We start from the raw sequence: 14081 nt of genomic DNA on the forward strand, positions 1-14081 counted from the left end.
TGGGGATTCTGGTGGTCGGGCTCGTCCTCGCCATGATCCTCTGAGGTTCCCCGGCCGCCGGCGACCCCGCCCTCGATCGCGGCCACGGCCGCGCCCGCCACGACACCGAACCGGAACCGAGTACCGCACGTAGTACCACGGCGCCGCACCGCCCCCCGAGGGGACCGGTACGGCGCCGTCCGTGTCCGGGCGTCCGCTCAGGCCAGGCCGGCCTCCGCCAGCCAGTCGGCGGCCACCTCGTCGGCCTCCTCGTGGTCCACCTGCACCCGGGAGTCCAGCTCGGTCAGCGCCTCGGTGGTCAGCTCGGCCGAGACCGCGTTGAGCACGTCGCGGGCCTCCTGGTCGACCGCCTCGGCGTTGATGAGCGGCGTCACGTTCTGCGAGCCGAACAGGTTCTCGGTGTCCTCCAGGGCGACGAACTCCCCCGAGGTGAACGCCGGGTCGGTGGTGAACAGGTTGGCGGCCTGGACGTCGCCGCCGCGCAGGCCCTCCACCAGCAGGTTGCCCTCCAGCGGGCGGAACTCCCCGAACTCCACGCCGTAGACGTCGGCCAGGCCCGGCACCCCCTGGGTGCGGGTCTCGAACTCGGCCGGCGCGCCCAGGGTCATGTCCCCGGCGGCGTCGGCGAGGTCGGCGATGCTCTCCAGGTCCTCCTCCTCGGCGGTCTCGCGGGTGACGGTGATGGAGTCCTTGTTCTCGGCGGGCGAGGACTCCAGGATCTCCAGGCTGTCGGGCAGGGCCGCGCGCACCGCCTCGTTGGTGGCCTCGGTGTCGCCGGAGGTCGCCTCGGGGTCGAGGTGGAACAGCAGGGCGCCGTTGTACTCGGGGAACACCGACAGGTTGCCCTCGGCGATCTGGTCGTAGTAGACCTCGCGGCTGCCGATGTCGAGCTGGGTCTCGACCTCGATTCCCTCGGCCTCCAGTGCCTGGGCGTAGATCTGCGCCAGCAGGGTGCTCTCGGGGAAGTTGGCCGAGCCCACCACGATGGGCCCGCCCCCGCCGCCGCCCTCGCCGGAGGGCGCGTAGGGGTCCTCGCCGCCGCCGCAGGCGGCCAGGAGCAGGACGAGGGGTACTCCGGCGATCGCCAGACGCGTCGGGTTGCGCATGATCCACCTTCTTGTGTGTACGACGTGAGCGTGCGTGACGGGTTGGTGCGGGCGGGGTCGAGGGGGCGGGCGGTTCAACGGGCGGCCCCGGTCGGCGGGACGCGCAGGCCCTTGGCCACCACGAGCCGGCGCAGCAGCGCGAACAGGGCGGTCACGGCCAGCGCCAGCGCCACCACCAGCACGGAGCCGCCCAGGATCTGCTCGATCAACTGCTGGCGCTGGCCGTCGACGATGAACCGGCCCAGGCCGCCGATCCCCACGTAGGCGGCGATGGTGGCGGTGGCCACCACCTGGATGGCGGCGGTGCGCAGGCCCAGCAGGATCAGCGGCATGGCCAGCGGGACCTCCACGCGCCACAGGACCTCGCCCCCGCGCATGCCCATGCCCGCGGCGGCGTCCTTGAGCCGGGGGTCCACCCCGCGGACCCCCTCGTAGGTGTTGACCAGGATCGGCGGCACCGCCAGGGCCACCAGCGCCACCAGGACCGGCACCACGCCCAGGCCCAGGCCCAGCACCACCAGGGTCAGCACGCCGATGGTGGGCAGCGCGCGGGCGAAGTTGGCCAGGCTGATGGCGAGGAACCCGCCGCGGCCGGTGTGCCCGGTGAGCAGTCCCAGCGGGACGGCCAGCAGGGCCGACAGCGCCAGCGCCAGGCCGGAGTAGTAGACGTGCTCGGCCAGGCGCGCCCAGATCCCGGCCGGGCCCTGCCAGTGCTGGGGCTGGGCGAACCAGTCGGCGACGGCGGCGACGATGTTCACGGGGCCTCCTCGGGCTCCGGCGCGGCGGTGCGGGGCGCGGCGGCGGCGCGGGCCGCCCGGTCGGCGGCGCGCCGGCGGCGGCCGGGGCGGGTATCGCGGCGGGCCCAGGGGGTCAGCGCGCGCTGGAGCAGCACCAGGCCCCCGTCGGCGGCGAAGGCGAGCAGCACCGAGAGCACGATGCCCACCACCACCGGCGCCGCGAAGTCGCGGTTGAAGCCGTCGGTGATGAGCCCGCCCAGGCCGCCCAGGCCCACCAGCGAGGCCACGCTGACCATGCTGATCGTGGCCACCGACGCCACGCGCAGCCCGGCGATGATCACCGGCAGCGCCACCGGGAGCTCCACCAGCAGCAGCCGCCGCAGCGGGCCGAACCCCATGGCGACGGCGGCCTGGCGCACGTGGTCGGGCACCTGGGTGAGGCCGTCGACCACGTTGGGCACCAGGATGGCCAGGGTGTAGAGGGCCAGCGGGAGGATGGCCGTCCACGGCGAGAAGGCGGTGTAGGGCAGCAGCAGGAAGAACAGCGCCAGCGAGGGCACGGCGTAGAGCGTGTTCACGCCGGTGAGCACCGGCGGGTAGAGGACCCGGTAGCGCACGCTGAGCAGGCCCAGCGGGACCGCCGCCGCCAGGCCGATGGCGATGGCGGCCGACGACAGCAGCAGGTGCTCGCCCAGCAGCGGGGCGACGGGGTCGTCCAGGTTGGCCCAGCCCCACCTCCAGCTCTCCACCGCCCAGCCCCACAGGGGGTGCTCCGCGGCCGCCGCCTCACTACTCATGGGCGCCGCCCCGCGCCGCGGCCCGCTCGGCCGCCGAGGGCCCGCCGGCGCGGTCCTGGGCCGGCGGCTCGTCGTCGCCGCCCACCGCCCAGATGGCCGCGCCCAGCTCGGTCTGGGCCACGGCGCCGCGCACCGTGCCGTCGTCGGCCACCCCGACCGCGCGCCCGGCCGGGGACAGCACGGCGGCGTCCAGCGCGGCGCGCAGGGAGTCGGTGGAGACGGTGAAGACGTGGCCGTAGCCCACCAGGTCGAGGGTGCCCAGGGTGCGGTGGCCCTCGGTGGCGGCCAGCGCCTCGGCGGCGACCCAGCCCAGCGGCCGGCGCCCGGAGTCGACGACCAGCAGCCAGGGCTCGCCCAGGCGCCGGGCGAGCGTGCCGGCCTCCTGGGCGGTCTGGTCGGCGGTGACGATGACATCGGTGCGCAGCCGCAGGTGGCGGGCGGGGAAGAACGACAGCCGCCGCACACCCCGGTCGTAGCCCACGAAGGACTCCACGAAGTCGTCGGCGGGCTCGGCCAGCAGCCGCTCGGGCGTGGCGACCTGGGCCAGCCGGCCGCCGGGGCGCAGCACGGCGATGCTGTCGCCGAGCTTGACCGCCTCGTCGATGTCGTGGGTGACGAACACGATGGTCTTGTGCAGCTCGGCCTGCAGCCGCAGCAGCTCGTCCTGGAGGCCGGCGCGCACCACGGGGTCCACGGCGCTGAAGGGCTCGTCCATGAGCAGCACCGGCGGGTCGGCGGCCAGCGCGCGGGCCACGCCCACCCGCTGCTGCTGGCCGCCGGAGAGCTGGTGGGGGTAGCGGCGGGCGTGCTCGGGCTCCAGGCCCACCAGCTCCAGCAGCTCGTGTGCGCGCGTGCGGGCGCGGGACCTCGGCCAGCCCAGCAGCCGGGGCACGGTGGCGATGTTGTCGGCGACCGTGCGGTGCGGGAACAGGCCGGCCTGCTGGATGACGTAGCCGATGGAGCGGCGCAGCACGGGCGGGTCCTGGCCGCGCACGTCCTGGCCGTCGATGGTGACCCGGCCGCCGGTGGGGTCGACCATCCGGTTAATCATCCGCAGCGCGGTGGTCTTGCCGCTGCCCGACGACCCCACCAGGACCGTGGTGTTGCCGGTGGGCACGGTGAGGTTGAGGTCGTCCACCGCGACCGTGCCGTCGGGGTACTGCTTGGTTACACCCTCGAAGGTGATCATGGCGTGCTGGTGTCTCCTCGGGCGGTCCGCGGGGCGGGCGTCGTGGTCCGTCGGGCTGCGGCGGTGCGGTGGGCCGGTGCCGGGCGCGGAGCCGGAACGGCTCGGACGGGTCGGGCCGGTGATGGTGTGGTTTGGCGGGTCTTCGCCTGCTTGGCGGTCGATTGCGCAGGTCCGTCGCGCCGGTAAGCGGTACCCGTCCAGCCCGGCTCCAAACCGCGCCGCGCCGCACGGCGCGCGCGGTTCAGCCGTGCTCGGCGATCCACCCCGGCAGCTGGTCGAGCCCGTCGAGGACGACGTCGGCGCGCGCGGCCTCCGCGCGCCCGGCGTGGAGGTAGCCGAGCATGCCCCGGCGCAGCAGGGCGGCGCGCATGCCGGCCGCCTTGGCCGGCAGGACGTCGTTGTCCAGGCGGTCGCCGACGTAGAGGATCTCGGCGGGCGGACAGCCGGCGACCTCGCCGACGCGGGCGAAGAACGCGGGGTCGGGCTTTGCCACGCCCCAGTCGTCGGAGACGTGGATCTGGTCGGCGGGCAGGTCCATGGCCGCCAGCGCGGCGGCGGCCGAACTGGGCTGGTTGCCCGCGATGACGACCCCCAGGCCCATGCCGCGCAGCGCGCCGAGGGCCGGGCGCACGTCGGGGTAGAGGTCGTCGGCGTCGAAGTTCTCCCGCAGGGACTCGGGCTCCTCGGCCTTCCAGGCCGCGCACTCGGACCCCAGGTCGAAGCCGGGCTTGACCAGCCGGAACGCCTCGGTCAGCTGGCGGCCTTCGGCCAGAACGGCGCCCATCAGCCCGAAGAAGGCCAGCCGGGGGACCCCCAGGCGGTCCGCCCACCGCTCGAAGATGCGGTCCTCGTTGACCAGCGTCTCACCGACGTCGAACACCACACTGCGAATCGCCACAAAAGGGACGCTAACACGGGCATGCGACAAACCGGCTGCCCGCTCCGGTGTGATCCCCGCGGGGCGCGGGGGCACCGGGGGCACCGGGCGACACAGCCGGCGGCCGGGGAGGCGGGGACGCGGACGTCCTCCGTCACCCCGCCCCTGCGAGGATGCTCCCCGGCACCCGCCCGCCTCCCCGGGGGCCGCACAACCCGGAGGTCCGCTCATGCCGTCCCCGCCCGCCGCGCTCGCCGTCGCCGTGTTCGTCCTCGGCGCCGCCGCCTTCTCGCTCGGCTACTGCGCCGTCACCGTCACCTGGCGGCAGCGGGCACCGCTGCTGTGGGCCGTGCTCCCGCCGGCGGCCGGGATCGGCGGTGGAGTCGCCCAGGGGGAGCCGGCGCACATGATCCTGTTCTCGCTCGGCGGAGCACTGGCCATGCTGTCGCTGACGCTGTTCGCCTCCCGGCGCGGGCTCAGGGAGCTGAACCGCCGGAGCGCCGCCGGGGAGAGGATCGGCGCCAAGGAGTACGAGCCCGCGCCCTGGGCGGTGTGGACCACGGTGGCGGGGGTCACCGCCTGGGCGTGCCTGTCCTTCGTCCTGTTCAGCGGCTGAGTCGGGCTCCTTTCGGGAGCGGGGCCCCGGAGCACGGCCGGCGGCGGGAACCGGGGGCGCGCCGGCGCGGTCCAAACCCTCGGCCGCGACCACGGGAGACCAGCGCATGCAGCACGAGTACGAGGCGACGTTCCTCGCCGTCGACACCGCCGACCTGCGGACCAGACTGGAGGGGCTCGGCGCCGTCCGGGTGTTCCCCCGGACCCGGTTCACCCGCCGGATCTTCGAGGGCGGCGCCCTCGAAGCCGGGGCGTGGGTGCGCCTGCGGGACGAGGGCACCCGGTCCACGCTCACCCTCAAGCAGGTCACCGACGCCACCGCCATCGACGGCACCACCGAGGTCGAGACCGAGGTCGGCGACCCGCGCGCCGTCGCCGAGATCCTGGAGCGCGTCGGCCTGCGCCAGGCGCGCTACCAGGAGAACGACCGGGAGGAGTGGCGCCTGGGCGAGGTCGTGTTCGACTTCGACACCTGGCCGGGCCTGCCCACCTTCCTGGAGGTCGAGGGGCCCGACGAGGACTCGGTGCGCGGGGCGGCCGCCCTGCTCGGGCTCGACTACGCCCGCGCCCGGTTCGGCAGCGTGGACGAGATCTACCGCAGCGAGGCCGGCCGCGACATCCTCGCCGAGCCCGTGCTGCTGTTCGCCGATGCCGAGGCCGACCCCGATCCGGGTGCGGGCTCCCCCGACCGCACCGCGAGCGGCGGCTGAGGCCCCCGCCGGGCGGCGCCGGCGCTAGGCGCCGCCCGGCGGGCGCAGGACCGCGAACGCGTCGGTGATCTCCAGGCGCCGGGCGCGGAAGCGGAAGAGTGCGGCCGGGCGGCCGCCCGAGCGGCCCGAGGGCACGAAGCGGCCGGTCTCCTCGATCTGGCCGCGCCGCAGCAGCACCCGGCGCAGGTTGGTTGCCGCGACGTCGTGGCCCAGGGCCGCGCGGTAGTAGCGCGACAGCTGCGACATGGTGAACTCCGGCGGCGCCAGCGCGAAGCCCACGTTGGTGTAGGACAGCTTGGCGCGCAGGCGCCGGCGGCCGGAGTGCACGATGGCGGCGTGGTCGAAGCCCATCGGCGGGAGGTCGGAGGCCGGGTGCCACCGGGTGTCCGCGGGTACCAGCGGGTCGATGTCGGCGGGCACGAGGCCCAGGTAGGCCGTTGCCAGGATGCGGCCCTGGGGGTGGCGGCAGGGGTCGCCCCGGGTCTCCAGCTGCTCCAGGTGCGTGAGATCGCGCACGTCGACCTTTTGCGCGAGCTGGCGGCGGATGGAGTCGTCCAGCCCTTCGTCGGCGCCCAGCCGCCCGCCCGGCAGCGACCAGCGGCCCTCGAACGGCGGCCGCGCCCGCCGCCACAGCAGCACGCTCAGCCGGTCCTGGCGGATCTGGAAGACCACCGCGAGCACCTCGTGCGCGGCGCCCGCCGGGGCCGGAGCGGGCGCGCGCGGCGCGGCCCCCTCGACCGTGGTGTCGTGTGCGTTCACCCGCGTGCCCTCGCGCCCGGTGCCGATGGGGTCCCCGTCTTCCTGGTCGTGGTGCTCGTGGTGCCCGTGCGCGCGGCCCGCGCGGGGCCCGGCGCGCCCGGCACCCTGACGCGGCCGGCGCGGTGTGCGCGGGCTGCCCCTGTCCCCTCCATGACACCCCATGTTAAGCTGTCAGCAGTTTTAGCCTGCAAGACAAAAACCGGATGCGGGCGGATCCCCGCCACCCGCGCAGGGCGTCCGGACACGGACACCGGATCACCGGACGTCTTTCTGGAAGGAAGAACACGGTCATGACAGCTCCCACCGCCGTCGCCGACACCATGAGCAGGCAGGAGTGGGCCGAGGAGGTGCACCGCCTGGCCCGCGAGCGCGACGCCGTCATCCTGGCGCACAACTACCAGCGGCCCGAGATCCAGGACGTCGCCCACCACACCGGCGACTCCCTCGCGCTGTCGCGCCTGGCGGCCGAGGTCGACGCGAGCACGATCGTGTTCTGCGGCGTCCACTTCATGGCCGAGACCGCCAAGATCCTCTCCCCGGAGAAGACGGTCCTGCTGCCCGACCTGGCGGCCGGGTGCTCCCTGGCCGACACCATCACCGCCGAGGACGTCCGCGCCTGGCGCGCCCAGCACCCCGGCGCGGTCGTGGTGGCCTACGTCAACACCTCGGCGGCCGTGAAGGCGGAGTCCGACGTCTGCTGCACCTCCTCCAACGCCGCCGACGTCATCCGGTCCATCCCCGAGGACCGGGAGATCCTGTTCCTGCCCGACCAGTTCCTCGGCGCCCACGTCAAGCGGGTCACCGGGCGCGACAACATCCACGTGTGGATGGGCGAGTGCCACGTGCACGCCGGGATCGACGGCCACACCCTGCGCGAGCGGGTCGCGGCCGAGCCCGAGGCCGAGCTGTACGTGCACCCCGAGTGCGGGTGCGCCACTTCGGCGCTGTACCTGGTGGGCTCGGGCGCGGTGCCCCAGGAGCGGGTGAAGGTGCTGTCGACGGGCGGCATGCTCAGCGCCGCCGAGAAGTCCTCGGCCGGCAAGGTGCTGATCGCCACGGAGACCGGCATGCTGCACCAGCTGCGCGCGGCCAACCCCACCACCACCTTCGAGCCGGTCAACCCGCGCGCCGAGTGCCACTACATGAAGATGATCACCGCCGACAAGCTGCTGGCGACCCTGCGCCACGGCACCGGCGAGATCACCGTGGACGCCGAGACCGCCGCACGCGCCCGCCGCTCGGTGGAGCGCATGGTGGCCATCGGCTCGCCCTCGCGCGGCGGCGAGTAGCCGCGCGGCCGTCGCGGAGGGCGGCCCGGCGCGCAGGGCCGGGCCGCCCTCACGCGTCTCCCCAGGCGGTGAAGCCAAGCGTCAGGGTGCCCTCGGCCGGGTCCACCTCCTCGACCGTGACCAGGTCGGCGTCGATCGCGCCCGTGTCGTACAGGTCGAGCACGCAGAACCGCTCTCCGGCGCCGATCGCGTCCAGCGGGATCGAGGCGTTCAGCTCGTCGCCGGAGCCCGCCCGGGCGGTCTCGACGCAGTCCCCGTGGGTCCGGGCGTCGTCGGCCGCATAGGCGTACCGGGCGTCCGCCCCGGTGAACCGGAGCGTGGCGTCCCCCCTCCCGGCAGGAGTCCACCAGCAGGGCCGCGCGGGCCGTTCACCTCGCCGTCCGGGACCGGCCACGCACGTCGGGCGACGTCGGACACCCCGCTCCGGTACGCACCCTCCCCTGCGGGGTAACAAAACCCTTACCTTCGCGCGGCAACTGCCCCGGGTACCGGGCAATGTCGCGCGCCGCTCGCTAGCGTTACCGGACAACTCCGGCCTATCCGCCCGATGCGGGCAGCTGGGCCGGTGCGTGTCGCGCTTTTGGGGAGGGGCCGTGACCGCGCATTCCACCGACGACCGGGCCGAGGGCTCCGGCGGGCCTTCAGCGAGCCGCCGCGCGGCGGGCCGCCACAGCGCGGTGCCCGCCGCCGAGATGGCCGACGCGCTGCGCCGGGGCACCAGGCACGGCTGGTGCTACGACCTGCTGGCCACCCGCCTGTACCGGTACTGCTGGTCGCTGCTGGGCCCGGCCGAGGACCCCGGCGCGCCCGATCCCGCCGCCGAGGCGGTGCACGAGGCGTTCCTGGCCGCCACCCACCACATCGGCGCGCTCGCCGATGACGACGACCTCGTCCCGTGGCTGTTCGCGCTGGTGCGCGCCGCCGCCCGGCGGCGGGGGTTCTGCGCGGAGTCGCCCTACGCCCGGCTGCCCGTCATGCCCCGCGAGCGCGCGGCGGTGGAGCTGTCGCGGCTGCTGCCCCCCAGCCGCCGCGAACTGCTGGAGCTGTACCTGCGGCACAACGTGCCCACCGCCCAGATCGCGCGCGTCGCCGGCCTGGGCCCCGACACCGCCGCCGACCTGTGCCGCACCGCCGTGCTGCACGCCGCCGACCTGCTGGTGCGCCACCGGCTCGCGCCCGGCGACGCCGCCGGGCGCGGCCCCGACCGCGGGGTGCGCGACGTCCTGGCCCTGCTGGAGCCCCCGGCCCCGCCCCGGGCGCTGCGCGAGCGGGTGCTGCACGACTGCGCCTCCCCGCTGAAGGGCGCCGAGCGCCGGGCGGCGGCCGACGCGCTGGCGCCGCTGGGAGCCGACGGCTTCCCGCTGCACCGCGACCGCACGGCCGCGGCCGGCGCCGCCGCGCCGGCCGCCGCGCCCGCCGCCGACGGCGGCGAGGGCGCTGACGGCGGTGACGGCGCGCGGGAGTCCGCCGCCGCGCTGCCCCGCGACCGGGTGACGACCCGCGACGTGCCCGTGCCCGCCCGCGCCGAGGCCCTCGCCCGGCCCGCCCCGGACACCGACGAGACCGGCGGCGGCACCGCGCGGCGCCGCCGGCCCCGGGCGCTCACCGCGACGGTGGCGGCCGTCGCCGTCGTGCTGTGCCTGTGGGGCGGGGTGGCCGCCGTGCGCGGCGGCGGGAGCGACGCGGTGACCGGCGCGCGGCTGCCCGCGCCGCCCGGCACCGGCTCCCCCGTGGACGACGGCGCCGGGTCCGCCGACGCCACCGCCGAACCCGACACCGGCCCCGGGCCGCCCGCGCCCTCATCCGCCCCGGTGCCCGCCGAGACGGTGGCGCCCCCCGCTCCCTCGGCGCCGGCGGCCGAGCCGCCCCCGGCTGAAGCCGGCGGCGGCGACGGCGCGGAGGGCCCCGGCTGGGCCGGGGGCGCCCCGCCCGCCTCCGGCGGCGCGGCCGCGCCCGAGGGCGGCGGTGAGCCCGAGCAGGGCGGCGGAGACGACACCGAGGAGCCCGGCGGCGAAGACGGCGAAGGGGATTCGGACGGCGGATCCGAGCCCGGGCGGCGGGGGCCGCTCTCCGAACTCGTCGGCGGCCTGCTGGGGCTGCTCGGCGGGTCCACCGCACCCGAGCGGTAGCGCTCCCCGGTCTCCCCGGAAACCGCCCCCGCGTACGCCCGGACCTGCGCCAACGCCCTTCGCAGGGGCCCGCCGGGAAACGGCGGCCCGGCGCCGCCGCGCGCCCGCGAGAACGCGTTCTAGCAAGCGGCCCGGAACGGCCGGGAGAACGAATACCCCGAAACCCGGCCGCACCGCCCGAGGTTAATTCCGCGTTTCCTCGGGCTTTCGGGCCTCCGGAACACGGTCCTGGTCGCAGACGGCCAGCAGCGGCTCGGCCGCGATCTCCAGGCGCTCGCGCACCCGCTCGATGTCGCGGTCGCCCTTGAGGACCTCCAGCAGTTCGAAGATCCAGATGCTCGACAGCGACGCCACCCGCACGTAGGCGGGGTCCTCGCGGTCGGGGTGGGCGGCGGGCTCGGCGGGGTCGCCGTCGTGGAGGGGCACCGGCGCCTCGGTGGCCACCCGCCACAGCAGGTCGGTGATGCGCGGGCCCAACTCGGTCTTGACCTCGGCCATGATCAGCGAGCGCACCAGCGCGTCGGCGAGTTCGGGTTCGCGCATCAGTCCGCGCGTGGCCCGCATCAGCACGTCGACGGCGCGCCCGGCGGCGGTCTCGGCACCGGGAGGGCGGCGGCTGATGCTGCGTTCCAGCAGGTCCAACTCCTCGGTGACCACGGCCACCACGAGGTCCATCTTGGAGGGGAAGTAGCGGTAGAGGGTGCCCAGCGCGACACCGGCGCGCTCGGCCACCGCCCGCATCTGCATGGCCTCCACGCCGCCGCGCAGCGCCAGGGCCGCCGCTGTCTGCACAATCCGCTTGCGGCGCTGGTTCTGGCTTCGGGACCGCACTCCGATCGGCGCCTGGACCGCCACGCTGCCTCTCCCATCGTCGTCGTCCGCCCGGCGTGCGGTGTCGGTGCCCGCGGGCCCGGCGCCGCGGACTCCGGCGGAACCGTGGGCGCGGCCCCGCACGGGAGCGGGCGTGCGGCGTTCAGACCTGAACGCCGTGCGAGAACACGTTATCTAAGGATCGCTCACCAATTCAGCTCGCGACAACTGTGGAGAAGACCTCATTACACGATGTTAGGGCGACGCACCGGCCGATATGCGGTGTGCCTTCCGGCCGCCCGACATCCCGCTGTAATGTGTTCTACTTTGTCTTGCCACCGACCGCCGCCGCCCCTACCACCGCCCCGGCCGGAACTCGCCCGGCCACGGCCCTCTAGAATCCGGTTCTGGTTTCAAGGGGAAGGGGCGGCCGTGCGCGCGACACCACCGGTGGAGGACCTGGGCGAGGGCCTGTGGAGCGTTCCGGTGCCCATCCCGGGCAACCCGCTGGGCTACACCCTGGTCTACGTCCTGGAGAGCCCTCGCGGCCCGGTCCTGGTCGACGCCGGCTGGCCCCACGAGGACTCCTGGGGCGCCCTCACCGCCGGACTGGCCGCCATCGGCACCGGCGTCGCCGACGTCCACGGGGTCGTCCTCACCCACTTCCACCCCGACCACTCCGGCCTGGCCGAGCGCGTACGCGCCGCCTCGGGTGCCTGGATCGCCATGCACGGAGCCGACGCGGACCTGGTGCGCCGCCTGCGCGCCCACACCCCCGAGGAGCACCGGGACCTCCAGGCCGAGCGCATGGCCGAGGCCGGCGCCTCCCCCGACGAGGTGGCCCGCCTGCGCGCCGCCCCGCCCCGCATGGCGCCGCCCGCCCCGCCCGACCGCGAACTCGCCGACGGCGACCTCCTCGACCTGCCGCGGCGCAAACTGCGCACCGTGTGGACCCCCGGCCACTCCCCCGGCCACATCTGCCTGCACCTGGAGGACGCCGACGTCCTCTTCACCGGCGACCACGTCCTGCCCCGCATCACCCCCCACCTCGGCCTCTACACCCTCGACACCGACGAGGACCCGCTGAGCGCCTACCTGGACTCCCTCACCGGGCTCGACGCGGTGCCCGCCACCCGCGCCCTGCCCGCGCACGAGCACCGCTTCACCGGCCCCGCCGCGCGCGCCGCCGAGATCGCCGCCCACCACGAGGACAAACTCGACCGCCTCGCCGCCCTCCTGGACGCCCGCCCCGCCACCCTGTGGGACCTCAGCGCCCGCCTGCCCTGGGCCCGCCCCTGGGCCGAGATGGGCACCTTGGCGCGCCGCATGGCCGCCGCCGAGACAGCCGCCCACCTGCGCACCCTGGAGCGCCGGGGCCGCGCCCGCCGCCGCGACGCACCCGGCGGCACCCCCGGCTGGACCGCCCCCCGCGCACCCGCCCGCCCCTGACCCCCGCGCGCGGGCCCCGCCTCACCGACCCACCCCGCCGCCCGCCGCGCGGCGGCCACCGATCATCCTGGAAGGAAGCACACACCACGGGGCAAACGGCCACGCACTAAACTGACTGGGCGGTAACATGCGGGCGCGCACGACACCCGGCTCGGCGGCGCAGTCTCGCCCCGGCGACCCGCGGCGGCCACCGCGCGAGCGACGAACGAGGTGAACGAGTGACCCTGCCCGAGGGACCCGCCGCACCGCGCCCGCTCCGCCCTCCCCGCCCACGGGCAGCCGCACACCTCGCAGCCACCCGCCACACCGCAGCCGATGGGGTAGATACATGCCGCACTCCGACCGCCCCCTGCGCGTCGCGCTCCTGTCCTACCGCAGCAAACCGCACTGCGGCGGCCAGGGCGTCTACGTCCGCCACCTCTCCCGCGAGCTCGCCGCGCTCGGGCACCGCGTCACCGTGTTCTCCGGCCAGCCCTACCCCGAACTCGACCCCGGCGTGATCCTGGAGAAGGTGCCCAGCCTCGACCTCTACAACGACGAGGCGCCCTTCACCACCCCGCCCCTGCGGCAGTGGCGCGACTGGATCGACGTGCTGGAGGTCACCACCATGTGGACCGCCGGCTTCCCCGAACCCCTCACCTTCTCGCTGCGGGCGCTGCGCGAACTCCGCCGCCGCGCCGCCGAGTTCGACGTCGTCCACGACAACCAGACCCTGGGCTACGGCCAACTCGGCATCCCCGCCGCCGGCCTGCCCCTGGTCACCACCATCCACCACCCCATCACCGTGGACCGCCGCATCGAGGTCGAGCAGGCCACCGGCTGGCAGCGCCTCACCAAGCGCCGCTGGTACAGCTTCGTGGGCATGCAGGGCCGGGTCGCCCGCCGCGTCCGGCCCATCCTGGTGCCCTCGCGCTCCTCGGCCGACGACATCGTCCGCGAGTTCGGCGTGCGCCGCTCCGCCGTCGAGATCGTCCCCCTGGGCGTCGACACCCGCTACTTCCGCCCCCACGCCGACACCCCCCGGGTGCCCGGCCGGCTCGTCTGCGTGGCCAGCGCCGACAGCCCCCTCAAGGGCGTCGCCACCCTGCTGCGCGCCACCGCCAAGCTCGCCACCGAACGCGACGTCACCCTCACCGTGGTCAGCCGGCCCACCCCCGGCGGCCCCACCGACCGCCTCGTGGACGAACTGAGCCTGCGCGACCGCGTCACCTTCGTCAGCGGCATCGACGACACCGCCCTGGCCCGCCTGCTCGCCGAAGCCGAGGTCGCCGTCGTGCCGTCCTTCTACGAGGGCTTCTCCCTGCCGGCGGTCGAGGCCATGGCCTGCGGCACCCCCCTGGTCGCCAGCCGCGCCGGCGCCATCCCCGAGGTCGTGGGCCCCGACGGCGAGGCCGCCCGCCTCACCACACCCGGGGACCCCGAGGAGCTGGCCGCCGCGATCGCCGACCTGCTCGACGACCCCGACCGCCGCGCGGCCATGGGCGAAGCCGCCTGGAACCGCGTCCAGCAGCGCTTCACCTGGCGCGCGGTCGCCGAGTCCACCGCCCGCCAGTACGCCGCCGCCATCGCCGCCGCGCCGCGCCGCGCGGGCGCGCCCCGACCGTGACCGGCACG

General features: G+C 75.6%; 14 protein-coding genes. 6 read left to right on the plus strand and 8 right to left on the minus strand.

From position 1 onward, the window contains the following. Positions 1-197 precede the first annotated feature (197 nt). The 5 genes from HNR12_RS10195 to HNR12_RS10215 form a co-directional block, all read right to left on the minus strand. Complete coding sequence (locus HNR12_RS10195) at positions 198-1106, minus strand: glycine betaine ABC transporter substrate-binding protein (protein ID WP_179767262.1); 909 nt, start codon at positions 1104-1106, stop codon at positions 198-200. A 74-nt stretch (positions 1107-1180) separates the two neighbouring features. Continuing rightward, complete coding sequence (locus HNR12_RS10200; protein ID WP_179767263.1) at positions 1181-1864, minus strand: ABC transporter permease; 684 nt, start codon at positions 1862-1864, stop codon at positions 1181-1183. Continuing rightward, positions 1861-2640 carry an ABC transporter permease gene (locus tag HNR12_RS10205; protein ID WP_179767264.1) on the minus strand — a complete coding sequence of 260 codons (780 nt, stop codon included), beginning with the start codon at positions 2638-2640 and terminating at the stop codon, positions 1861-1863. The genes HNR12_RS10200 and HNR12_RS10205 overlap by 4 nt, the downstream gene beginning before the upstream one ends. Next, complete coding sequence (locus HNR12_RS10210; RefSeq protein WP_179767265.1) at positions 2633-3829, minus strand: betaine/proline/choline family ABC transporter ATP-binding protein; 1197 nt, start codon at positions 3827-3829, stop codon at positions 2633-2635. Before HNR12_RS10210 ends, HNR12_RS10205 begins: the two co-directional genes overlap by 8 nt. 241 nt (positions 3830-4070) lie before the next feature. Continuing rightward, complete coding sequence (locus tag HNR12_RS10215; RefSeq protein ID WP_308118569.1) at positions 4071-4721, minus strand: HAD family hydrolase; 651 nt, start codon at positions 4719-4721, stop codon at positions 4071-4073. A 214-nt stretch (positions 4722-4935) separates the two neighbouring features. Between HNR12_RS10215 and HNR12_RS10220 the strand changes: the two genes are divergently transcribed. After that, on the plus strand, positions 4936-5322 hold the full coding sequence (locus HNR12_RS10220) for a hypothetical protein (protein WP_179767267.1): 387 nt from the start codon (positions 4936-4938) through the stop codon (positions 5320-5322). Between the two features lie 106 nt (positions 5323-5428). Continuing rightward, positions 5429-6031 carry a class IV adenylate cyclase gene (locus HNR12_RS10225; RefSeq protein WP_179767268.1) on the plus strand — a complete coding sequence of 201 codons (603 nt, stop codon included), beginning with the start codon at positions 5429-5431 and terminating at the stop codon, positions 6029-6031. 24 nt (positions 6032-6055) lie between these two features. Here HNR12_RS10225 and HNR12_RS10230 read toward each other — a convergent pair whose 3' ends face one another. Next, positions 6056-6712 (minus strand): NUDIX hydrolase, encoded by a 657-nt coding sequence (locus HNR12_RS10230; protein ID WP_179770527.1) that lies wholly within the window; start codon positions 6710-6712, stop codon positions 6056-6058. 368 nt (positions 6713-7080) lie between these two features. On the opposite strand from HNR12_RS10230, the gene nadA reads away from it, so the two are divergent. After that, positions 7081-8079: a quinolinate synthase NadA gene (nadA, locus tag HNR12_RS10235; protein ID WP_179767269.1), complete on the plus strand. Its 999-nt coding sequence runs from the start codon at positions 7081-7083 to the stop codon at positions 8077-8079. Between the two features lie 49 nt (positions 8080-8128). On the opposite strand, the gene HNR12_RS10240 is transcribed toward nadA, so the two are convergent. Then, positions 8129-8473 (minus strand): hypothetical protein, encoded by a 345-nt coding sequence (locus HNR12_RS10240; RefSeq protein ID WP_179767270.1) that lies wholly within the window; start codon positions 8471-8473, stop codon positions 8129-8131. A gap of 199 nt (positions 8474-8672) precedes the next feature. Between HNR12_RS10240 and HNR12_RS10245 the strand changes: the two genes are divergently transcribed. After that, positions 8673-10208 (plus strand): RNA polymerase sigma factor, encoded by a 1536-nt coding sequence (locus HNR12_RS10245; RefSeq protein WP_179767271.1) that lies wholly within the window; start codon positions 8673-8675, stop codon positions 10206-10208. 183 nt (positions 10209-10391) lie between these two features. On the opposite strand, the gene HNR12_RS10250 is transcribed toward HNR12_RS10245, so the two are convergent. Then, positions 10392-11063 carry a TetR family transcriptional regulator gene (locus HNR12_RS10250; protein WP_179767272.1) on the minus strand — a complete coding sequence of 224 codons (672 nt, stop codon included), beginning with the start codon at positions 11061-11063 and terminating at the stop codon, positions 10392-10394. Between the two features lie 387 nt (positions 11064-11450). Between HNR12_RS10250 and HNR12_RS10255 the strand changes: the two genes are divergently transcribed. Both HNR12_RS10255 and HNR12_RS10260 read left to right on the plus strand, forming a co-directional pair. Then, positions 11451-12467 carry an MBL fold metallo-hydrolase gene (locus tag HNR12_RS10255; protein ID WP_179767273.1) on the plus strand — a complete coding sequence of 339 codons (1017 nt, stop codon included), beginning with the start codon at positions 11451-11453 and terminating at the stop codon, positions 12465-12467. Positions 12468-12795: 328 nt separating this feature from the next. Next, entirely contained in the window at positions 12796-14073 is a 1278-nt protein-coding gene (locus tag HNR12_RS10260) for a glycosyltransferase family 4 protein (RefSeq protein WP_179767274.1), read from the plus strand. The last annotated feature ends 8 nt before the right edge of the window (positions 14074-14081 follow it).

It is taken from the genome of Streptomonospora nanhaiensis (assembly GCF_013410565.1).
GTDB lineage: Bacteria > Actinomycetota > Actinomycetes > Streptosporangiales > Streptosporangiaceae > Streptomonospora > Streptomonospora nanhaiensis.